Raw genomic sequence first — 22,689 nt, forward strand, 5'->3', positions numbered from 1 at the left:
CTGAGCCTGAGCCTGAGCCTGAGCCTGAGCCTGAGCCTGAGCCTGAGCCTGAGCCTGAGCCTGAGCCTGAGCCTGAGCCTGAGCCTGAGCCTGAGGCAGAAGACCCCAAATCGCGCGGAGGTTTTTTAAATGGTTTGAAAGCAATTATTGAAAAGTTTCGAAGATAGTGTAGCTATTGATTTTTAGGTCATATGCGTTATAAGTAACATGTCAAGGATGACAACTTAGCAAGGATGCTTACTATGGATAAATTACAAAAATATTTGCCTGACCAAAGGTTTTTGATTCTTCTTAATCGATTTATCATACGATACGATGAGTCACAATGTAATAAAGATAAAGTTATTAAAGATGCCTATCTTTTCTGTGTGGGTTACTTCTTCAAATATCAGCAAGATTACGAAAATCCTTATCTAAGAGGGCCCAGCAACATTATTGCTATTTTGAGTTCGGCTTTACTTAGTCCAAGCTTCTATGCAATACCTTCGAGTATTAGTCTTGATCGTATTCTATATTTTTATAAATTCATTATTGAATACATAATATGGAATGAGTATGAAGTTGAGACTGTGTTCAGAACTCATAAATTAAGTTTTAGAAAAGATATTCCCTATGAAATCAAAGACCCATCTTCTCGTAAGAAAAAGAGGTTGTAATAACTTTTCATTACTTAATCCCAGGTTAATAACTTCTTCAACAATGGCTTTTCGATTTTCTCAAAGGGGGGGCATATAGGCCATTTTTTTAAGCATTTACAGCTCCTCACTCACTTGTCCTGCTTCCTGCTGAACCCTGAACCTGCTGTCATAAGTTCACTCACTAAGTAAATATTCTAACTATTTCTTAAGGTTACTAATGAGTGTTTTTCAAGTTGCACTTTTTAAGTACATGTTAATAAAATGCTGATAAAAGCATCATCTGCATGATCTTAACTCCGGATTTTGCCTGCAAAGCCAGAGGTTTATTCTTTTAAGATTTTAAATTAAAAAAGAGTATGGCTTTTTGCGGCTAGGGTTATTGACGAGTAAATCATTAATGTTGTTTATTGGAGTGGTATCGATACACAAACACAACTTTACAAACCTAACTGAACAAGCAAGAGGGTATCACTATGATCAAGTTCTCTACTCTGTCTCAGCGCATTTCTGCTATCACTGAAGAAAATGCTATGTATACCAAAGGTCAGGTTATCGTCCTTAGCTGATAACGTATGACAAAGGCCGCATCTCGTATGCGGCCTTACTTTTTTTGGAGCACACCATGTCACTGACGAATGTTAAACCCCTCATTAAAGAATCTCATCACATCATCCTCGCAGATGATGGAGATATTTGTATTGGAGAAATCCCAGGAGTATCTCAGGTCATCAATGATCCTCCTTCCTGGGTAAGACCAGCTCTTGCCAAAATGGATGGTAAAAGGACAGTTCCCCGGATTTTTAAAGAACTGGTTAGTGAGGGTGTCCAGATTGAAAGTGAACATCTGGAAGGACTGGTTGCGGGCTTGGCGGAAAGGAAGCTCCTTCAGGACAACTCCTTCTTCTCAAAAGTGCTGTCTGGTGAGGAAGTAGAAAGGTACAACAGGCAAATCCTTCAGTTCTCCCTGATCGATGCTGATAACCAACATCCTTTCGTGTATCAGGAACGGCTAAAGCAAAGTAAGGTAGCCATCTTCGGGATGGGAGGATGGGGCACATGGTGTGCACTTCAACTGGCTATGTCAGGTATAGGCACCTTAAGACTCATTGATGGGGATGATGTCGAGTTGTCAAACATCAACAGACAGGTGTTGTATCGCACAGATGATGTAGGCAAGAACAAAGTTGATGCGGCCAAAGATACGATCCTTGCCTATAACGAAAACGTGAATGTGGAGACATTCTTTGAGTTCGCTTCTCCAGACAGAGCAAGACTTGAAGAACTCATTGGTGACAGCACTTTCATCATCCTTGCCTGGGCAGCACTGGGTTACTATCGTAAGGACACTGCTGAAGAAATCATCCATAGCATAGCTAAAGACAAAGCCATCCCTGTTATTGAGCTGGGTGGTGATCCTTTAGAGATCTCCGTTGGTCCCATCTACCTCAATGATGGTGTTCACAGCGGGTTCGATGAAGTTAAGAACTCTGTTAAGGATAAGTATTACGACAGCAATTCAGACATTAGAAAGTTTCAGGAAGCCCGTCTGAAGCACTCGTTCATAGATGGTGATAGAAAGGTAAATGCCTGGCAAAGTGCTCCCTCACTATCAATCATGGCTGGTATCGTTACCGATCAGGTTGTCAAAACCATAACTGGCTACGATAAACCACACCTTGTAGGTAAAAAATTCATTCTTTCATTGCAAGATTTCAGGTCTCGCGAAGAAGAGATTTTTAAATGAGCATTGATAGTATTACCTTTAACGACAAAGGTTATCTTACCAAAAACATACAATCTCAATTCGCTTCAAAAATATATGAGATTATGGAGTCGTCACAAGATTCATCTGAGGAGTCCTGGACTTACATATACAAAAATTCCTTAGAGCAAAAAGATCTTTCATTTTTGACCCCGGCTGATGAGATTGAAAAGAGTTTCAACTCTTGTTTTGCAGATTTTTGCGATAATAAATTCAGTTTCTTCTTCAGAAGACTCTCCAATGAAGTGAGAGATAAGGTTGCTTCAAGTGAAGCTTCAATAATTGCTTATAATTTTTGTAATTCCGAAGAGTTTAAAGATCTGATTGCTCGCCTAACCGGGAGGAAGATAGGAAATACCGATCTTTTCTACATTAATCGTTTTGATAAAGGCCATTTTCTCAACACACATACGGATTCAGGGAACAATGTCGGGGTAGCCTTGAATATTACTCAAAATTGGGACCCGAACTTCGGTGGTTTAACACATATCCTTGATCAGGATAGAAAGAAGGTTGTTGATACATTGACGCCAGGTTTTGCGGAACTGTTTCTTTTTGATACATCAGAGAAACAGGTTCCTCATTTCGTATCAATGGTTACAGCTAATCAGAAAAGCAGGCGGATGTCTGTTATAGCAAGGTATGGGAAGGCTTAGATTAATGACTAAAAGTTCTTTATGGCTTACGATGTTAATGGCTTTAATATGGGGCACTTCATTTCCTGTTTCAAAAATTGCGATTAATGTGATAGGCCCTTATGCATTCCGAATGGCGGGTTCTCTTGTTTCATGTGGTATTATTTTTTTGATATTCAACAAAAGTATCCGTGAAAGCCTTAAGGCCCTTAACTTTGATGAATTTTTAAGAATCGCAATAATTGCGGTGCCAAATGTTTTCCTGGTTCCAACACTCAATAGCATCGCTCTTCACTTCACCTCTGTTACGAATGCGACAATCCTTGTTTACACAATGCCTTGTTTTACCTCGATTATCCTGATGGGCTTGGCAAGAAAGCTGAACTTACTCTCCCTGTTCTCACTCCTTCTTTGTTTTTCGGGGATTTTCTTGATACTCAAAGAAGTGCATGTTGGTTTGGGTGAGGTTGTAATTCTATGTAGTGCCATTTTCTGGGCTATAGGAGCTGTCGTTTCTCAAAAGATAGTGATTTTCACTCCATTTAAGGCGAGGTTATTCTGGCAGATATTGGTTTCAACTATTCTGGTTTCCATTACTTATCCTTTCTTTCAATCAGGCCCATTACTTCAACCTCTTGTTACCGCTTTCACTAATACCGAGTGTCTTCTTTGTGTTCTCTATCTCGGTATTGTAGGTAATGCACTGGTATACTTCATCTGGTTTTATCTCATTCAGAACGAGAGTGCAGAATTTGCAAGCTATGCGACTCTGTTATCACCTGTAATAACTGTTATTATTGCTTCTACATTTCTCAATGAACAACCTACAAGCAAGCAAGTAATTGGTTTTAGCCTGATTTTGATGAGTGCTTTAATAGTGAACCTTATCAAACCCTATCTTACTAAGAAGTTAGTGAAAAGGGTTCGCTAAGCCCTCCAGCAGTGAAGAAGTATGTTTCGTCAGGAAATCATCTTGATGAGATGGAAATCTCTGCCTGCAAGTCCGGTGGTAGTCAATCCGAGCTTTGCAGGATCACATTGGAGGATGTGCTTGTTACTAATGTCCTCTTCAATGCAGCGATACACTAAGAAATTCTAAGTATGTCGTATCGATTTCAGGCATCTAAGACGAAAACCAGTACTGGGAACTGGGAACAGACTGCCTCGGGCGGGAAAGGGGCAGGGTCATAATGAGGATGAGGTATGAAAAATAACAATTATGGCTAAGTGAAATTTTGTATCGGAAGCAGTGGTTTATACACACTGCTCCTGTTAAAAATCTATAAATTTGATCTATTCTGCTAACAAACTTTTCTCGATGAATGTTTTTCGAGCAACATTCCCTACAATGTTTGTTGAAACTCCATCAAATGTCCCGCCGATTATACCACCGACAAGGGGGATCATTTTTCCTAAGTTGATAGCCCCTTTTTCACCAAACTTTGTTAACAATCTGAATCCTACTTTTTTGTTAATGGCAAATATGGCTTCTTTCGAAATACTTTTGATTAACTGAGTTGACATCTTTGAGCCAACGACAATTCCTGTTCCTTTGAGAATGTCTTTCGCTGCATTCCCAACAAGGCAACTGTAAACGAGGCTTCTCACTCGATCATCTTTCACATCCCATCCACCCATTATCGCAAGTGAGGTTATCATTCGGATCTGAACATATAGGACAGTAGCGATACTTGCTGGGACTGCTACAGGTAGAGTCACAATACCACCGAGTCCTGACAGAAATCCTGAGGTAACTGACTTAGTGTTTTGCCATCTAATAAGAGAATTAGCTTGGTCAACAAGGGTGCCATCACCTTTCAAATAGCTACCTGCCATTTCAAAAGCTGAATCTGTTCCAGGTATACTCCCGTCCAGGGCCTTGTCATAAGCCCAGTTAAGGACCTGCATAATTTTGCCTTCATTGATTTTTTCAGCCACTTTAAATTTCCTTTTCAACATTTGATTATATGTAGCTGTTATCGGCATTGTTAAATTTTTCTTTATGAAATTTTAAATGTAAAAAGCCAGCAATTAGCTGGCTTTTGTTTGTGTCAAACTCGGTTATTAATGGTGTAAGTTATTAACTACCTTGTCAAAAATGTGCATCCACCGCTTGAGTTGCAGTTCTGTATCACGGATACCTTCCTGTGAGTTGAAGTCACCCTTTTGAGGAAAGAACATTACCCGCCATTCTGGATACTGAACATCGTCAACAGCGATGTAAAAACCTGACTCTCTGAAATCGTGGGTGCGATCCAGTTCCTTATCAAGACCTGTTCTTTGTCTCGTAGTAGACAAGTTGTATCGCCATTCTTTGATAGCTGAGAAGGGATATGATTTCTGTTTATTCTCTTCCTTGAGATGAATTAGTCCTCGTTTTTCATCGAGCTTCATTGCAGTAGGACCGAACTCGTGACTCCACATGCCATCAGACTCTCCGAATACATCTCTGGTGCTGGCATTCCACTTCTTAATGCGGAATTTTTTATAGGCAAACATCAAGAGCATGATGCTTGCGAAAACCCAAATAATAGCGAGTTGCACTAATCCTCTCATACCCAAGAAGTAGAAGATGACAATTGGCATAGCGATGGCAATCCAAACTCGTTTCATCATTAGGAAATTAGGCTGCTTAACTTCAGTAATTGTTGTCATAGAACCATCCAGTGTTGTTTCGTTGGATTCAGAGCGCACGCATCCATCAGCTTATTTTGCTGATAAATCAGTGAGCTATATCGCTTCGTTTGAAGTTACATTACGGCCAGTAATGAGTGTCTAGCAAATCATTTGTACCGATCGATCAGATCTTTTTGATAGGTGCAGGCTATTATGATATTAAAATTGATCTGTAAAAACGATCGATCGGTTTTTCCTATCAATATGATTGTTAATAAGAATAGATAGCGCATTTGACTTAATGTGTAGTTTTAAGCTACTGATAACTAGCAGGTTTAAAAGGCATCAAATAGAAAATCTTTTTTTCCCAGTAGCGCTTTCTTTGATGATTGCGAGTGATTCTTTACCGCCAAGGTTTTGGGTGGGGGTAACGAAGTGGAAAGGTTTCATCTTGATTGACGGCTTAAGAATGCTCAGACCTGTTGCTTTAAAGGCTTGGATAATCTGCTTCAGGTATGGGACCCATAGTAGCCAGCGAACCCTGCCGTTCTGTTTAGTATTCGGCTCCTCAATATGTGGAATAGCAGGGGAGTGGAACATTGGCTCGTCGTCTATGTTCGCCAGTCTTTCCACTGCTACTAACTCCTCCTCAGGCAACTCTGCATCAGCTATCACCTGAGGCTCGACAGCAGGGGGGAGGATAACCCTCTTACTCAGGCTCGACCATGAGTAGGCTTTACCTAACTGAGATGCTTTGAAGGCGATTCCTGCATACTCAAATGAGAAGCCATTCATTTTACCCGTGGAAGCAATGCTCGCTTTGGCTGTTATCTTTAGCTTGCTGAGTTCATAAACAAAATCGTCAATGGTGATGGTGCCATAGAAACTGAGCACCGCCTCAATTGCTTCCTGGATGATTTTTTTTGGAGCTTTAATGCCTGACCTTGCTTCCATCATTTCTTCATTCCTGCCAGTTTTCCTGACTTTGGGTGCTGAAGGAGGAGATGGACCTTTGGTTCGTGTAAGCAGATGATCCCGCTCAAGCTCTTGAATGATTTTGGTGCTGATGAGGTTTTCATTTCTACCGAGGTAGAGCTGGCCATCAGGTATACGGATGCGGGAAGCAATTATGTGTATGTGCTGGCCGGCCTCGTCATTATGCATGATATAGCAACGGAGATGAGTATCACTGAAGCCCATTCGCTTCATATAGTCGTCAGCAACAAGCTTCCATTGCTCATCAGTGAGTGAATCTCCTTTAGGAAGGCGAAGAGAGTTGTGCCAGACAGGTTTCTGCACATCTGACCGGAGCTGCTGTGTTCGCATGAACTCAACAGTCACTTCATCCACAGATAAGCCAATCATGTTACCGCCGATTATCACCGGGGCTGTCTTATGATGAGGTGCTGGGGCAAGTGCATATGAGACGATACCTTTGAAGCACTTACCTCTACGAATTTTCTGCATTCCCTTCATGAGCTGATAGTTACTTATCGAGTGATAGCAGGGCATCTCTCACATGCGACAGCTTCAGCCTGAGAGTATCAACCTCCTTACTCAAAGGTTGAGCATCAGATCCGCGACGATTAAGAAACGAAGTGAGGTCATTCAACTTTTGCAGGGAAGCCGTCAGTTGATGCCAGGCTTCTTTGTTCACCTCTGGAACTGAGGCAGGCAATTGCTTGAGAGCTGAAGATCTCAGCCAACAGCTCCTGCTTAGCTGTCCTCTTGACTGGTTTAGTTTGCTCAGCTCAACCTCATTTAATCTGACAGTCACAGAGTATCTGCGAAGACGATTGGGCGGTAGCTTCTTTGCGATAGGATCATTGGTAAACGAAGAAGGAAACTCATCATCGAAAATAATATTTAATTTTTCCATATCAACTCCTTTTGATATTTAGGCTTAATAGCAAATCCGTATGCTATATGTAATAAATACCATAAAGATCAATAGTGTCAATGGGTTGGCATTTGATTGTGGTGTGGCTTTTATCTTTCTTTTTCAACCGAAGAGCAGAAAAAGCAAGGCAACTGAGCATCGCTCAGTTAGCCCTTGCTAAATAGATTTAGGGGGGTGTTATTTATTTTTAATATTTAAAGAGTCGCTCGGTGATTTCAGGTTGTTAGTGTCATAAAATAATGCCGAATAGATAAAGTCTTTTATAACTTCCTTCCTGATTTCTAATGCTTCTGAAACGATACTCTTTTGCATGGTTTTCAAGAAAACATTATCATTAAATTCGCTATCGAATTTATCAGCTTTAATTAGTTCGGCTTCAAACTGAGATATGTCCAACACTTCATGATCAGAATAATTTATTTCTTCAACCTTCTTCAAATCATCATCTTTTCTAGAAATGATAAACTTTGATTCAATTTCAGCATCATGCCTTTTGTTTTTTTCCTTAGTCTTTTGTATGGCATAATAATAGTTAAAGCCTGTCATGGCAGTTTTCTTATTATCCTTGTCATAGAGCATATATACAGAAATGAAACCTTTTGGACATAGGCTTTCATTTTTCAAAATAGATAGAATAAATGGAGGGAACGGCAGTAAAAAAGTAGGCAAACAAACTTGAGAAAGTATAAAACGATTTGCAGACATATAGTTTCCTAAGGTTTAATTATGATACGGCATTAATAATTCTAGTCTGGCTATGAAGAATAATCAATTTAGATAAATTATATATTAACCTTATATTAATATTGGTTATTAAGATAGTTAATTAGGGGGTGTAAATGTTTATAAGAAAAAATGTTTTGAAATATATTGATAAAGCCTAAAATTCAAATGATAAAGGTATTATGGCTCATGCTTATACTAATATTGGTTTTATCTTCTATAAATTGGATGGTTTTAAATCAGGTCGAGAGTGGTATGAAAAGTCTATTAACATGTTTTTATCAATAAATCATCCCTCTTAAGTTTTGGCTGAAGTAAATCATCTGAGGGAATCCATCATTTCTCAATCACCTTGGGCTGACGAATTATTTGGATCTATCAGTAGGAAAATAGGTAAAGGAGGCATCTGGAACGAGCCTGCTATAAGGTTTTATATGCCTAAACTTGCTAAACTTAAAAAAGATCCATCTAACTGGAGGTTCCTCTTAACAGAAGATAATAAAATTTCTAACAGTAATACGCTTGTTGTTAATAAAAAAGGCAAGATTTAATTTTAGTAGAAGCAATCCAACTATATGGATAAGTAATAAAAAAAGATAAATTAACTGTTAGCTCTAATATCAGTTAGATCTTTTTTTGATATAAGATATCCTAAGGTGATTTTTTATTTTCTGTAACCTTCATAAAAACTTTAAAGAGTTTCAATAACTCATATTGTCATAATCTCAATATGAGTTAAAAGGATTGTAAATAGAAATGGAGGATTTCATTATTGAAGATATTTATGGTGGGGCTTCTTTTTTAAAGAAAAATTGGAATACCTAAAATTATTTTAATTGTTATAAATTTTTCTACGGTGCTCATCAAAGAATATTTATGAAATGATGACTAACATTTGAAAACTGATTTAGGTTTCATACCGTCTTGTAATCTACATCCTTGACACCATGACTGGACGATGAATCTACCATCACCCATATTTCTCATACCAAAATCATCATATTTGAAGAAAACATGTGTGCCTGCATTGCTGGAGCATGAAGGGCAACTTTTGAACACCTCGCCATCTTTTTCAATGATCACAGAATCATGCAAGGGCTGTTGACATGTGGAACATACATCTTCCGCTGGTATCTCAGACATTAGATTGATCCTCCATCATTTTATTTAAATCAATGAGTTAGAATATAGGGCTTGTTGCCCAAAGTTCAATCAAATCATAAATTCATGTAATCATATTCGCATGTGTCATAAAAATTTTCAAAACAAATTTACATTCCCATTCCCGATGATTATTATTTAGGAATAAGAATGTTCTGTAATAAGCATTGAATAAAATAGTTATAAAACAAATGTTTATTGGGTTTCTTCGCTTTTCAATTATTTTTCAGCGATTCAGTGCCTTCTTCGAAAGGTAATTAAAATTTTTCTGATTTCAGCTTTGATACTTTCTGGATGGTAATGTAATGCAAAAAAACATATCAAAAACAATGTATTCAGAATGGGTGCTTCGAAACAGCCTCTATTGGATGAGTGCTGTCGTCCGCTGGAAGTTGGATGAAAATGAGGAGCATTGGCTTGTATCGTTCGATCATTGGAACGACGAGGTGGAGTTCGAGTTCGAACGACTGCTGAATGACTACAAGCTCAGGGAGAAGCTTCAGGCACACACCGTCCAGGTTAGGACTTCGATTATCGACAATGTTCTGAGGAGTATTGATTCGAGACTCTCTCAATGAATACGATGCCATTCAACTTTGACCGCCTTAGCAATGGCAAAGTCTTCATCAGCAACCTTGCTGGCTTTCACAGCTTCGTCGATCACGAAGAGCTACATCTTCTTGCTGATAACAAATTCCCTCCAGAACAAACAATATCCCGGCTACTTGAAAGCAGATTGTTCATTTCAGACGATGCTACTCAGGCAGTTTCAAAAGCCTCCCTAAGTTCTGCATTTGCCAAACGACTGATGAATGAACTGGCCGTCCGTCCAATCTTCATGATAGTGCCGACTCTCAGGTGCGATCACACATGCAAGTATTGCCAGGTCAGCAGAGCATCGATTACCGCTGATGGTTACGACCTGAACCCAGAACTGATACCGCAAATCGTCAGCACTATTAAGAAGCTGAGCACCCCGCCATACAAGATTGAAGTGCAGGGTGGAGAACCGCTTCTCAGGTTCGATCTCGTCCAGTCAATTTATGAGGAGTGTGTGAGTTTGTTAGGTAGTGATGCTTTCGAAATGGTTATTGCCACGAGTCTCTCAATACTCGATGAAAGCATCCTCTCTTGGGTTGAAGACCGGAATATCACCTTTTCTGTGTCTCTTGATGGTAATGAAACCGTCCATAATAAAAACCGTATCCTCACCGATTCTCAGGCTCACAACAAAGCCGTCACGGGCATTAGAAAAATCACAGAAGAGCTTGGAGCAAACCGTGTAGCTACGGTAACCACAGTAACTAAGGAGCTGACAAAAGAGCCAGCTTCCATAGTGGATGCTCATCTGTCCCTTGGCCTAACCGACATGTTTATCAGACCCGTCAGCCCATACGGGTTTGCTCAGAAGCAGAGCTTCACTTTTTCAATGCCTGAATATTTTGAGTTTTATAAGAAGTTAATGCAGGAAGTGTTGCTTCAGAACCAGAAGGGCATACCTGTCGTTGAGCATTCGGCTTCAATCCATCTAAAGCGAATTTTCAATCCGGGCTTCAGTGGTTATGCAGACTTGAAATCACCAAGCGGAGTCGTTCTGAACTGCATCCTGTTCAACTATGACGGCAAGGTCTACGGTAGCGATGAAAGCCGTATGCTTCAGAAAGTAAACCCTGAAGCAGATTTTAGTGCCGGAGAGTTCGCCTCACTGTCATTTAGTAGCAACGAATACTACCGTTCCGCTCTCTCATCTTCATTTAACTTCGCCATGCCAGGTTGTGACACCTGTGCATACCAGCCTTTCTGTGGAGCAGATCCTTGTCAGAACATCAGTGTTCATGGCGAGCCAGTTGGTGACAAGAGTCGGTCAACCTTCTGCCAGTATCACAAAGGGATGTTCCGCTTCCTGCTGAATGAAATCTCTCAGGATGGACCAATGGCTGAGATGCTCAAAAGGTGGGCTTATGTCTGAGGTGCTGAGAAACGATATTTTCCGGTTTTCATCAGACTTACCAGTTCAGCAAGGCTTCTATTGCCTGTGTAAAACCAAGCCCGAGAATCCTCAATTCTATCTGCCAAATTTGCTTGTCACTGCAACACAACTCGATTCCAGACTGCCTGCATATTTTGCAGACTCGATTATGAGTCAGGAGCTTTACGATTCCATAGAAGATGGTGACATTGGGATCGTCAATAATGGCAACATGCTCCGGGTAATTCTGTCCCGTAGAGCAAACCATAACACTGTCCTGGTCACTGAAAGGTGCAACAACAGTTGCCTGTTTTGTTCTCAGCCTCCTAAAGCTGGAAACGATGACTGGCTTCTCAACCAGTCAGCTCTCGCTATCGCTTCCTTCTCTCTGAATGGAGTAGTGGGAGTGAGCGGGGGAGAGCCTTTGCTCTATGGCGAAGACTTCCTGCATTTTCTGGACTTCATAATCGAAAATTCCCCTGAGACAGCACTGCATGTTCTAACCAACGGACGGAAGTTTGCGGATGTCAGCTTTACCCAGCAGATGAAGGAAAGAAGCGATAAGCTCAAAATCACGTTTGGGATACCGCTTTATTCTTCAAGAGCATCAGTGCACGACTATCTGGTCGGAAGCGAGGGAGCTTTTGATGAAACAGTCAGGGGACTGATCAATGCCGGTAACTCAGGGATCAACATAGAACTGAGAGTCATCCCCACTCAGGCTAACTACAGCGAGCTTGATGACATCGTTGAGTTTGCTGGTCGTGTGTTCTCGAACATTAACCAGATCTCCCTTATGGGATTGGAGTCGATTGGATGGGCCCGTAAGAACTGGTCATCAATCTTCATAGAGCACGACAACTACAGAGAACAAATCCTTTCGGCTGTAGATACTGCACACAGGTCAGGCATCCCTCTTACCATCTTCAATTACCCACTGTGTCACCTTCCTGAAAGGGCATGGGATTTAGCCACACAGTCCATCTCAGACTGGAAAAATTACTATCCCAAAGAATGTGATGAATGCACTCAGAAGTCTTCCTGTGCTGGTTATTTCAGTTCATCAAAAGGCCGTTTTCATCAACCTCCGAGACCAATAATATGAAAAAGTTTAATTTCGCGGCTCTGCTTCCTGGATTTTTGGCTCTTAATAACTCTGTTTGGGCAAGTGATTCATCTACTGGTGCCAATGACTTACCTGGTATGACTTTGAACGAACATGATTTAGTGATAGCACCACTCAACACCGAAGTGCCGTTCTACATTGCAGGACATAGAAGTCACAGTTCTCACCGTAGCCACAGCTCACACCGTTCCTCATCAGGCGGTGGCTACTATGGTGGAAGCACTCCTTACTATCCCAAAACATACAGCTCCCCTGGCACATCAGACTCATCCAGCTCAGGAACTCGTTCGTCGTCGTCTTCCTCATCTGTTCGCTCACTTCGCTCTAATGACACAAATAGCTCAACCACAACAAACTCAGAAGGAACCACAGGTGCTAATCGTGCAAGTAGTGGACTGACTGCTGATACAGAAAAACGTAAGCGGTTGATCATGAGAGTGCAGTTCGCATTACTCGATAAAGGTTTTTACAACGGCAATATTGACGGGAGCATGGGACCTGCGACACGAACAGCCATTAAGAATTACAGAGTTGCAAATGGGCTACCCACACCGGCAAGGGAAACCTTGGATACACAGTTATTAAATTCATTAAGTATTTTGGCGAGATAGTTTTTATTTTTTCTTAGTAGAGTTATAACTTTATTTATGCAAGGTAGAAAATGATTACTGACGAAATTGTAGATGAAAAAAACAGCGATTTAGGTGCCGGGGAAAGAGCTTTTCTTATTTCAAAATTGGAAAGTGAAATAGAGCTGCTTACAGAAGGTGAAAACTCTTCAGCAGCCTGTGAACCAGCAAGAAACACATTGGTTGAAGTGGTTAAAAACATTTGCGGCATTGGTGGAACCTATACTGGAGCGAACTTTGAAAGGGTTTTAGGCAAAGTTGAGTCTGCAACTCAGGGTCATAGCGAAGTGGCAGTCATATTTATTCGTTGTCTATCTGTTGATGGATTAATACCTATTGATGAAACACAAAATGTTGTAATAAGAAAGCTCATATCTCTTTTCGAGAGCTATTCCCCAGCTATATTAAAGATTTTCAGGACTGATAAACAACAAAACTATGAAAAACTAAATAGTGTAAGGAAAATACATTCTGCAATTTGCAGTAATTACAATCCTTTAGCTCAGGCCACTGGTAATTTAAGAGAGATATTAACTCAAAAGGAAAGCATTTTAAAATGTTTAAAACATACGGTTTATCAATCATATTTGGAGGTTTTCAATTTTATACCTATTCGCTCTAAAATTGAAACACTGATCGAAGCTATAGAGTCACACTTATCGAGTGAAGGTGCAGACTATAAAACTAGTCTTGAGGAATTAGAAAGGATTGTGTCAGAGTTGTCAGTTTTGCTCGATGAATCCAAGTCATTTTTTACAAATAAATATGCCTTTCCATTGCTTTCAAAGATAAAAAATGAAGTGGATGACATAAGAAAGAATTCATCTGAAATGAGTGGTGCAGTCATTGAATTGCTAAGGCAACCACCCAAATCCGCAGAGAAAAAATATCCACTTCATCAGCAGGATAAAGAAATTAAAATTATCATTCCATTTGTTAACAAAGGTCCAAGTACTGCTCTGGATGTTAATATTGAGATTGATTGTGGTGATGAAGGTTATATTCTGATTGCCAATGAGCAAATTAGATGCGGAGACGTTAGACCAGGTGATTTTGCAGTTTGCTTAGAGGCACATATTATTGAACCTGCAAAAAAACTTGAATTTACATTGGAAATTAATTGGAAAGAAATATTTGGAAGCGAAAATAGTCAAATATACGATATTTGTATAGAAGGACAGAATGAAAAGGTCGATTGGGCAGAGTTGGAAAAACTTGAACCATATAGTCTTGAAGTTGCAGAGGGAGATATGTTTGTAGGCCGCGAAGCTAAAGTTAAAAACATAGTGAATAAATTGTTAAAAGCGCCAATGACTTCGACCTATGTTACAGGACAGAAAAGAATCGGGAAAACTTCTCTTGCAAAAGCAGTTGTTAATAATTTAGAAATGGAAAGCGAGGATTTCCATAGCTTATATCTTGAGTATGGGGAGTTTTGCTCAACCTCACCTCAAAAAACTCTAAAATCACTGGGGGAAAACATTTTTAGCTTTTTAATCGATTATTATCCTGGTAATTATCAGCATGTGCCAGATTTTTCTGAATCGTTATCTGACTTGAACCTAATTGCAAAAAACCTTGAGTCAAAAAACCCAAAAAAACGCTTCATTATTATATTAGATGAGTTTGACGAGATTCACCCCGAAATGTATCGCTCTGGCCCTTTGGCTGAAACATTCTTTGCTAATTTAAGGACTTTAGCGGCTAGGAAAAATTTGGCATTCATACTCGTAGGTGGTGAAAAAATGCCATTTATTATTGGGGCACAAGGAGATCAATTAAATAAGTTTTCAAGAGAAACTCTTGATTATTTTTCCAGAAGTAGTGAATGGGGGGAGTATATTGATCTCATCAAGAATCCAGTTGAAGGGAAACTTAACTGGGACGATTCAGCAGTAAATGCCATCTTCAATTTAACTCATGGGCACCCTTATTATACCAAGCTGTTATGTTCAAAAATTGTTAGTGCATCAGTTAAAGAAAGAGATACCGAAATTATTGATTCGGATGTCTCAAAGGATATGGTGTTACTAATGTCCGAATTAGATACCAATGCTTTTGCTCATCTTTGGAAGGATGGAATTAACTTTGAGAGAGAAAGAACAGAGGTTATTGAACTAAAAAGGCTGAGACTTCTAGTATGCATTGGTCGATGTATTCGCGAGAATAGCCGGAGTTATGAGGATATTGAGAATAGTATTGATGGTTCTCAATTGTTGATACAAGAATTATCCCCTCTCATATCTGATTTTCAAAGGAGAGAAATTTTATATGAAAAAAATAAAGAGCTTCATTTCACTATTCCTCTCTTTGAAAATTGGCTTAAGGAGTACGGTGTAAATAAGCTTATTACCAGCACATTGGGCGATGAATTAGAAGCAGGTATAAAAAGAGCAGAAGACAAAGCTCATGTAACTTCATTTGAAATACAAGAGTTAGTTAGGAAGTGGCCTTTATATCGCTCTCAAAAAATCGATGGAGAAAGGATTCGGGCTTGGTTGGAACAGGTCCCTGATATTCTCTCACAAAGGCTAATGTTTAAAATGTTAACTAATTTGAGATTTATTGCTCCGTTGGAGATTGAATCTTACTTAAAAGATGCTCATTCAAAAATTGTTCGAGATACCATTGGCATCGCGACTATGATTAAAAGAAGTGATCGTAGAGCAGATATCATTATAACCTCTTGTGATGGTTTAGGAAAAAGTGGATTACAGTATGCTCGTATGTATGCCAAGACTAATTCGATTTTAACTAATTGCATTTCAGATATTAACTCACTTGTTAAAAGATTTTCATCTCTAAATGCAGATAGTTTAATTCCAAAAGCTATAGTGCTTGTCGATGATGTTGTAGGAAGTGGTGAAACCCTTTCGCAGGGAATAGGCTCCTTGTTGGATTCGATTGGAGTCTATCTCCAACAATTAAAAATACCCTTATTAGTCATTGCTATTATTGGCACCGAAAAGGGTGAAGGGAAAGTTAATGAAGTTCTTAAAAGGCATTCAGATTTGAATAAAATTCACTTTGCGGAAATGCTTGAAAGTACGAGTGTTGCTTTTCCAAAGCATGGTTATGGTTTTTGGGAAGATATGGATGAAATGCATAAAGCTAAATCATTATGCTTGACACTTGGGGCTAAAATTTATAAGAAACCTCTCGGGTTTGATGATCAAGGTTTATTGTTGGTTTTACCTGAAACATGTCCTAATAATTCTTTGCCGATTTTATTTCAGAGCAAGGCAGGTAAAGAACCTTGGAAACCATTATTTGAGAGGCCCACATCCTAACTGATATTATAAAACTTGAGGTAATGTGTTTAGACTATTGAATCCATGTTTAATAGTCCTTTACATTACCTCTTTTATCTTTTAAGAGAGTAATCTTACATTTTTAAAAAAAAAGCTACAGCTTTATTAATTGTATTTAAATTCTCCGTCATAGGGTGGGTTGTTAATTTTTTATATCATTAATTAAAGGGTGTGATATCCTTTGATCTTTTAGGAATGCTAACTTAAATCAATAATAGATTATTCTTCAAGTTATTTATAAAACTAAACCAGATTTATAAAACTAAGCCAGCCGTTATTTGCTGGCTTTTATTAAATTTTAACTTACTGGCCTATATCACGAAGCCTCTTGCCAGACATCAGATTTTTTTCAATGTACTCAAGAGTAACCCCTTTAGTTTCAGGGACCAGCAGAAAAGTTATCACGATGAAGAGCAGATTGAATCCCGTATAGAGCCAGAATGTCCCTGCCGGACCTATGCTACCCAGAAGTGAAAGGAAGGTCGCACCGATAATCATGTTTGCAACCCAATTCGTCGTGGTTGAACAGGTAATCCCAAAGTCCCGGCATTTTAGGGGCTGTATCTCAGAGCACAGTATCCACACCACAGGAGCAGCACTCATAGCATAGCCACCGATGCATAGCATCGTCATACCCACTGACACCCATGACAGACCCGTGCTGATTTCTCCCTGACCCGCTTTCATCAGACAGTAGCCCAGAACCATTGTGGCGAAGGCCATTACACTAAATCCTATCTTAAGGATTGGCTTCCTTCCTGTTTTATCAACCGTGAAAACTGCAATGAAGGTTGCGAACATGAAGGTCAAACCCACGACAATGGTCGCAATCATTTGCTCCTGGGTGCTCTGGAAGCCAGCCATTTTAAAAATCTGAGGGGCGTAATACATGATAATGTTCATACCCGTAAATTGTTGCATACCCTGTAGCAACATACCGAGATAAACGGCTCGTCTCACATTGCTGTTCTTCCTGAAAAGAGCAAACCCTCCCTGCTTCATACGGAGGCTTTCTCTTATCTCATTCAGCTCCTGTCGTGCTTTCTCAGATGTGTCTCTGAGCATTCTGAGTACTTCTTCCGCCTCTACATGCAAACCTTTAGAAGCTAGCCAGCGGGGGCTGTTAGGCAGGAATATCACCATAACGAAAAGAATAACCGCTGGTATAGCGAGAACTCCAAGCATTGCCCGCCAGTTGCCACTGTAACTAAATGCAGTATCCGACAGGAAAGCTACGACAATTCCAAAAGTGATCATGAGCTGATAAAGGCTGATCATTTTTCCGCGAACATTCTCTGTTGCCATCTCTGACAGGTAGAGAGGGGCGGTGTATGAAGCAATACCAACGGCCAGCCCGAGCAGAATCCTGAATGTAAGAAGAACTTCGACACTGTTTGCGAAAGCAGAACCAAGTGAACCCACGATGAAGAGGATGGCTCCAGCCATAAGGCTGTATTTTCTTCCCAGACGATGCGAAACCCAGCCATTGCAGATCGCTCCAATCGCAGCTCCCAGCATCATACTGCTGACAACCCATTCTTGTTCGTGACTGGTTAACTGAAAATGTTTTGTGATGAAAGGCAGGGCACCTGAGATTACCCCTATATCCAGTCCAAAAAGAAGCCCTGCGAGAGCAGCAGAAATGGATACAAAGAGATTCATTCTTCTGACTTTAGATTGATGGTCACTATCGTATGTGACTGTCTGATTTACATGAGACATCATTAAGCTCCGCTCATACAGCATGTAATAGTGCTCAAGCTTACTCAGGGGTTTCAGGCAGGATTAGGGCAACTGTCTCTCAAGATATGGACTTTATTGCTATAGCTGTAGTTTGTGTGATGAGGATCTCACTGCTGACCCTTATCGAGTTAGATTTTTCTCTAATTAAATTTCAATTCTTATTTATTTTAATTTTTTGGAAAGCCGTGGAGGGGGGCTTTATAATGCCCTGCGAACTTTCTAAAAAATCAGGTTGCTTCTCCAATTTGATTGACAGGTAATTTATATAATTTTTTTTCTGTAGGGTTTTAGATGGTTTAGTTAAAATTCATAGATGTTTACCTTAATGTTTTTTTCTAAAACATTTATTTTCTGGATGGGAATGAAGTTTAATAATTAGGTGTTTGAAGATTTGCAAACTGGCTTGGTTAACTATTACATTCAAATAACGATTATGGAATTGACATACTCAATATTTATGTTATAAGAAAATAACAATAAAGAAGGAGGGCTAAATGAAAGGTGAAAATATAATTGAAGAAGAAACTATATCTTTAATCGAAGCTAAAAAGTTTTTAGTGAAGATTCATATTGTTTTAAAAGCTTTTCTTGAAAAACATGACATGTTAGAGAATTATGAAATGTATCCTGCTGAAGATGTTGTTTATATAATGTTCAGGGAATATTTTAATTCTAAAGAGTGCTTAAGGCTTTTTACTATTGCTCACGGTTTTGAATTGTCCGATCTTGCCAAATATAATAGTGTTGAATGGTGGTTCTTATCATCTTTGGCATTCGATGCGGATTTTGATAAAGTCAAATCTATCATTGAAAGAAAGATTACCAAAGAAGAAAAGAGCCAAATCGGTTCTATCATTGAGAGCAGTGAAGGCAAAATCATTCGAAAAAGAATATAAAATACAATCTGTATTGACATTGTTTTTTATGGTGATTTTAATAAAGAGTTTTTTAAAAAATAAGAGGATTTATCATGACTATAGAAGAGTTTTGGAATAAAGCATTCATAGCTAGTTTAACAAGGCTTCCAGTGAATGAAGCAAAGAAAGAAGCGGATGCAGCACTGAATATATGTATTAAACACTGGGATGCCAAGAAAGACAAATTTATTCCATTTTACAACAAATGGCAAAGTCAAAACGTAGGGGATGTTTTCATTCCTACAGAAGGAACTCAATCGAAAAACTTCCCCGGTTTTTTGGATGAGGAGGAGAGTGATTGATAGTTAAAGTGTGTATGAGTATCCTTCATCATTTAACTTAATTAATGCTTCATCGAAGGAATAAGCGACTGATAGAACTTTAGGCGGAGAAGATTTAACAATAACCCAATATTCATATTGTGGCGGATCATAGGTCTTGCCATTTTCATCAATCTCCTCCACTCTAACTATTGTTGCGGGCGGTTTATTTTTTTTAAACAGGTCTATCATTTATTCCTTCTCCTTATAAAATAAAAACCATAAATTCTGATTTAATTTATAATCATAAATCTAATGAAACTGTTAGGGGGTTGTCAATTTTTTGTTTTCAAAATAACTCTGTTTTACTCATGTTTTTGTGTATGAAAAGACCTATAACCTTTGTCATATCAATGTAACTCTTACCGTAAAAATTAGCTTAGCATGCATGTATGCCATTTGTATGCCAATTAAGAGGTTTAATTTATAAATTCAATAAAAACATTGAATTAAAAATATTAAAAAATACTGCTGCATCATCGGCGTGTGGGAAGGAAAGTCCTTTTCGGTTGGCTCTTGCATAAGGTTTTAGCTCATTTTTAATGCGGTAAATTTCTGGCGGTCAACGCCCATGAAACCGAAAGGGATTCCAGGCGCGCAGGATAATCAGATGATAACGAATAGGGCAGGGCATATGCCAGCGTGATGCACAGCCGCGATCCTGACCGGGTGTAACCTGACAGGCATCCTGGCAAATGTGGCGGTGGCTGGCGACAAAAAAGTGCCTGTTCTCATGACGCTGATGCGGGGCTGCGAGGCGGCTCGCGATTTCTGCGGCAGTTTACGGCCGGCAGGACGGCACTGCGCCGCATCGGGAAGGGGGAAAGGTCAGTGCAGCCCGTTCTGCAGCGCCCAGACGGCGGCTTCAAGTCGGGATTTAAGGTTCATCTTCTTCAGCAGATATTTAACGTGAACCTTAACCGTGCTTTCACTGATGGCCAGCTTGCGGGCAATCGCTTTATTGGTCATCCCGTCGCTGATCAGTTGCAGAATATCGCGTTCGCGCCGGGTCAGCTGATTGATGTCGCGCGTCTGAGCAGGCTGCGCTTCACGCAACCTGGCGACCAGAATCGGGGTTAACGCCTCGCTCAGCACGATCTGACCGGCAGCAGCCTGATGCAGCGCTTTCAGTAAGGCTTCCGGTTCCATATCTTTCAGCAGATACCCATCAGCGCCGCGCTTCAGCGCGCTGACCACATCCTCTTCATTATCTGAAACGCTGAACACCACCACCCGGCCAGAAAGGGCTATCTCACGCAGCTGGGTCAGGGTATCCAGTCCGTTCAGACCTGGCATATTAAGATCAAGCAGGATCAGGTCGGGATCATGCTGCTGTGCCAGCGCCAGGCCATCAATGCCATTACCCGCTTCGGCAACCACCTGCAGTCTTTCATCCAGCGCAATAAGCTGCTTCAGGCCATTGCGCAGCATGGGATGGTCGTCGATCAATAAAAGCGTAAATTTCTCTGCCGTCACAATGGCTCCTGTTCCTGTCACATACGCCAGCCCTGAGCGGGCGGAGAGCCTATCTTACCGGTGAAGCGGGGTCGCTATATACCCCCAATGGACTACTCCTTTATTTCCAGTTGGACACCCTTTTACAGAAGGCATGGGCGACCGTGTTTAAACCTTATGATTTATAAGGGTTATCTGAATTCAGTCAACTACTTAACCGGGGTGAAGAGAGGGCGCCGCGCCTCTGTAACCTGCATTGCCGTTGATTTGTATCAAGCCCGACACCACGGCGGATGCGCAGGATACGCACAATTATTATTCTGCTAATGAGAGATTTATGACCCAATCCACCTCTTTGCAAACCCCGACGCGCGGCGCGTTAATTCAGGACTGGCAACCGGAAAACGATGCGTTCTGGCAGGCGCGTAGTAAACGTATCGCCAGCCGTAACCTGTGGATTTCTGTCTTCTGTCTGCTGCTGGGCTTCTGCGTCTGGATGCTGTTCAGCACCGTTGCGGTTAACCTGAATAAAGTTGGCTTTACCTTCAGCACTGAGCAACTCTTTTTACTGACCGCACTGCCGTCGGTTTCTGGCGCGTTGCTGCGTGTGCCTTACTCTTTTGTTATTCCCATCTTTGGGGGACGTCGCTGGACCGCCTTCAGCACCGGCATCCTGATCATTCCCTGCCTTTGGCTCGGCTTTGCCGTACAGGACAGCCAGAGCTCATTCACCACTTTTATGGTGATTTCCCTGCTGTGCGGTTTTGGTGGCGCTAACTTCGCGTCGAGCATGGGCAATATCAGCTTCTTCTTTCCCAAAGCCCGTCAGGGCGGCGCGCTGGGTATCAACGGCGGCCTCGGTAATCTTGGCGTCAGCGTAATGCAGTTTGTCGCCCCGCTGGCGATCTCCTGTGCCATTTTTGGTTTTGCCGATGTGGGTCAGACCACCGTCACCGGCGACAGCATCTGGCTGGAGAATGCCGCCTGGATCTGGGTGCCGTTCCTGGCGATCGGCACGCTGGCGGCCTGGTTCGGCATGAACGACCTGGCGGCGGCGAAATCCTCGCTGCGTGAGCAGTTGCCGGTGCTGAAACGTCCCCACCTGTGGGTTATGGCGCTGCTCTATCTGGCCACCTTTGGCTCATTTATCGGTTTCTCTGCCGGTTTTGCCATGCTGACGAAGACGCAATTTCCTGATGTCGTGATCATGCATTACGCCTTTTTCGGCCCCTTTATTGGCGCGCTGGCCCGTTCAGCAGGCGGCATCATTTCTGACCGCTTCGGCGGTACCCGCGTCACGCTTGTCAACTACGTGCTGATGGCGCTGTTTGCTGCGCTGCTGTTCCTTACCCTGCCGGGTGCAGGACATGATGGCTCGTTCGTGGCCTTCTTCGCCGTGTTTATGGGCCTGTTCCTGACGTCCGGGCTGGGCAGCGGCTCCACCTACCAGATGATTGCGGTGATCTTCCGTAAGCTGACGCTGGAACGTATCAAAGCTGAGGGCGGCGACGATGCGCTGGCACAGCGCGAAGCGGCAACAGAAACCTCTGCTGCGCTCGGCTTTATCTCCGCCATTGGCGCGCTGGGCGGTTTCTTTATTCCGCAGACTTTTGGCCTGTCGCTCGCCATGACCGGTTCACCCGCCGGCGCGATGAAAATCTTCCTGGTCTTTTATCTCTGCTGCATCGCGGTGACCTGGCTGGTTTACGGCCGAAAATCACGCGCCTGATAACGACAAAGCCGGTGTGGCGCACCGGCACAATTTCACTTTCTGTGTCGGGACA

Annotated in this window: 22 protein-coding genes; 14 read left to right on the forward strand and 8 right to left on the reverse strand. The window is 41.3% G+C overall.

Translation table 11 applies throughout. The features are described from left to right. The first annotated feature begins 242 nt into the window (after nt 1-242). The 6 genes from ACVKSX_RS23165 to ACVKSX_RS23190 all read left to right on the forward strand — a co-directional run bounded on the left by ACVKSX_RS23165 (nt 243) and on the right by ACVKSX_RS23190 (nt 4,124). Nucleotides 243-656 (forward strand): hypothetical protein, encoded by a 414-nt coding sequence (locus ACVKSX_RS23165; RefSeq protein ID WP_354439709.1) that lies wholly within the window; start codon nt 243-245, stop codon nt 654-656. A 455-nt stretch (nt 657-1,111) separates the two neighbouring features. Then, nucleotides 1,112-1,204, forward strand: a complete 93-nt coding sequence (locus ACVKSX_RS23170) for a pantocin A family RiPP (RefSeq protein WP_012770338.1) — start codon at nt 1,112-1,114, stop codon at nt 1,202-1,204. 56 nt (nt 1,205-1,260) lie between these two features. Beyond that, on the forward strand, nt 1,261-2,382 hold the full coding sequence (locus tag ACVKSX_RS23175) for a ThiF family adenylyltransferase (protein ID WP_354439707.1): 1,122 nt from the start codon (nt 1,261-1,263) through the stop codon (nt 2,380-2,382). Next, the gene (locus ACVKSX_RS23180) at nt 2,379-3,056 is read left to right on the forward strand and encodes a 2OG-Fe(II) oxygenase family protein (RefSeq protein ID WP_354439705.1); all 678 of its coding nucleotides are present in this window, start codon (nt 2,379-2,381) and stop codon (nt 3,054-3,056) included. The genes ACVKSX_RS23175 and ACVKSX_RS23180 overlap by 4 nt, the downstream gene beginning before the upstream one ends. A 4-nt stretch (nt 3,057-3,060) precedes the next feature. Further along, on the forward strand, nt 3,061-3,966 hold the full coding sequence (locus tag ACVKSX_RS23185) for a DMT family transporter (protein ID WP_354439704.1): 906 nt from the start codon (nt 3,061-3,063) through the stop codon (nt 3,964-3,966). Between the two features lie 11 nt (nt 3,967-3,977). Beyond that, entirely contained in the window at nt 3,978-4,124 is a 147-nt protein-coding gene (locus tag ACVKSX_RS23190; protein ID WP_354439702.1) for a type VI secretion system tube protein Hcp, read from the forward strand. A 204-nt stretch (nt 4,125-4,328) separates the two neighbouring features. Here ACVKSX_RS23190 and ACVKSX_RS23195 read toward each other — a convergent pair whose 3' ends face one another. The 5 genes from ACVKSX_RS23195 to ACVKSX_RS23215 all read right to left on the reverse strand — a co-directional run bounded on the left by ACVKSX_RS23195 (nt 4,329) and on the right by ACVKSX_RS23215 (nt 8,256). Beyond that, complete coding sequence (locus ACVKSX_RS23195; protein WP_354439701.1) at nt 4,329-4,973, reverse strand: EcsC family protein; 645 nt, start codon at nt 4,971-4,973, stop codon at nt 4,329-4,331. 126 nt (nt 4,974-5,099) lie between these two features. Beyond that, nucleotides 5,100-5,690, reverse strand: coding sequence for a DUF4755 domain-containing protein (locus tag ACVKSX_RS23200; protein WP_354439699.1), 591 nt, complete (start codon nt 5,688-5,690; stop codon nt 5,100-5,102). A 306-nt stretch (nt 5,691-5,996) separates the two neighbouring features. Next, nucleotides 5,997-7,118, reverse strand: a complete 1,122-nt coding sequence (locus tag ACVKSX_RS23205; protein WP_435530758.1) for a relaxase/mobilization nuclease domain-containing protein — start codon at nt 7,116-7,118, stop codon at nt 5,997-5,999. Between the two features lie 19 nt (nt 7,119-7,137). Continuing rightward, the gene (locus tag ACVKSX_RS23210) at nt 7,138-7,530 is read right to left on the reverse strand and encodes a hypothetical protein (protein WP_354439696.1); all 393 of its coding nucleotides are present in this window, start codon (nt 7,528-7,530) and stop codon (nt 7,138-7,140) included. A gap of 198 nt (nt 7,531-7,728) precedes the next feature. Continuing rightward, nucleotides 7,729-8,256, reverse strand: coding sequence for a hypothetical protein (locus tag ACVKSX_RS23215; protein WP_354439695.1), 528 nt, complete (start codon nt 8,254-8,256; stop codon nt 7,729-7,731). Nucleotides 8,257-9,764: 1,508 nt separating this feature from the next. Between ACVKSX_RS23215 and hxsD the strand changes: the two genes are divergently transcribed. Genes hxsD through ACVKSX_RS23240 form a run of 5 tightly spaced genes read left to right on the forward strand, consistent with a single transcriptional unit; the run spans nt 9,765 to nt 16,449 of the window. Continuing rightward, a complete protein-coding gene (gene hxsD / locus ACVKSX_RS23220) occupies nt 9,765-10,013 on the forward strand; it encodes a His-Xaa-Ser system protein HxsD (RefSeq protein ID WP_435530759.1) in 249 nt (82 codons plus the stop codon). After that, nucleotides 10,010-11,404 carry a His-Xaa-Ser system radical SAM maturase HxsB gene (hxsB, locus tag ACVKSX_RS23225; RefSeq protein WP_354439693.1) on the forward strand — a complete coding sequence of 465 codons (1,395 nt, stop codon included), beginning with the start codon at nt 10,010-10,012 and terminating at the stop codon, nt 11,402-11,404. The genes hxsD and hxsB overlap by 4 nt, the downstream gene beginning before the upstream one ends. Further along, entirely contained in the window at nt 11,397-12,509 is a 1,113-nt protein-coding gene (hxsC, locus tag ACVKSX_RS23230; protein ID WP_116585331.1) for a His-Xaa-Ser system radical SAM maturase HxsC, read from the forward strand. The genes hxsB and hxsC overlap by 8 nt, the downstream gene beginning before the upstream one ends. Continuing rightward, entirely contained in the window at nt 12,506-13,141 is a 636-nt protein-coding gene (hxsA, locus tag ACVKSX_RS23235; RefSeq protein ID WP_354439691.1) for a His-Xaa-Ser repeat protein HxsA, read from the forward strand. Before hxsC ends, hxsA begins: the two co-directional genes overlap by 4 nt. 50 nt (nt 13,142-13,191) lie before the next feature. Then, nucleotides 13,192-16,449 (forward strand): ATP-binding protein, encoded by a 3,258-nt coding sequence (locus tag ACVKSX_RS23240; RefSeq protein ID WP_354439689.1) that lies wholly within the window; start codon nt 13,192-13,194, stop codon nt 16,447-16,449. Between the two features lie 324 nt (nt 16,450-16,773). Here ACVKSX_RS23240 and ACVKSX_RS23245 read toward each other — a convergent pair whose 3' ends face one another. After that, nucleotides 16,774-18,192 carry a sugar porter family MFS transporter gene (locus ACVKSX_RS23245; protein ID WP_354439711.1) on the reverse strand — a complete coding sequence of 473 codons (1,419 nt, stop codon included), beginning with the start codon at nt 18,190-18,192 and terminating at the stop codon, nt 16,774-16,776. Nucleotides 18,193-18,707: 515 nt separating this feature from the next. On the opposite strand from ACVKSX_RS23245, the gene ACVKSX_RS23250 reads away from it, so the two are divergent. Both ACVKSX_RS23250 and ACVKSX_RS23255 read left to right on the forward strand, forming a co-directional pair. Further along, the gene (locus ACVKSX_RS23250; protein WP_354439688.1) at nt 18,708-19,109 is read left to right on the forward strand and encodes a hypothetical protein; all 402 of its coding nucleotides are present in this window, start codon (nt 18,708-18,710) and stop codon (nt 19,107-19,109) included. Nucleotides 19,110-19,183: 74 nt separating this feature from the next. Beyond that, a complete protein-coding gene (locus ACVKSX_RS23255) occupies nt 19,184-19,432 on the forward strand; it encodes a hypothetical protein (protein WP_354439686.1) in 249 nt (82 codons plus the stop codon). A gap of 3 nt (nt 19,433-19,435) precedes the next feature. Here ACVKSX_RS23255 and ACVKSX_RS23260 read toward each other — a convergent pair whose 3' ends face one another. Together ACVKSX_RS23260 and narL are read right to left on the reverse strand one after the other, a co-directional pair. Further along, entirely contained in the window at nt 19,436-19,642 is a 207-nt protein-coding gene (locus tag ACVKSX_RS23260) for a hypothetical protein (protein ID WP_354439685.1), read from the reverse strand. Nucleotides 19,643-20,278: 636 nt separating this feature from the next. Continuing rightward, nucleotides 20,279-20,926: a two-component system response regulator NarL gene (narL, locus tag ACVKSX_RS23265; RefSeq protein ID WP_010248531.1), complete on the reverse strand. Its 648-nt coding sequence runs from the start codon at nt 20,924-20,926 to the stop codon at nt 20,279-20,281. 316 nt (nt 20,927-21,242) lie between these two features. Between narL and ACVKSX_RS23270 the strand changes: the two genes are divergently transcribed. Beyond that, nucleotides 21,243-22,634, forward strand: a complete 1,392-nt coding sequence (locus ACVKSX_RS23270; protein ID WP_354439684.1) for a NarK family nitrate/nitrite MFS transporter — start codon at nt 21,243-21,245, stop codon at nt 22,632-22,634. Nucleotides 22,635-22,689: the final 55 nt, after the last annotated feature.

The organism is Pantoea sp. PvP021, from assembly GCF_054056055.1.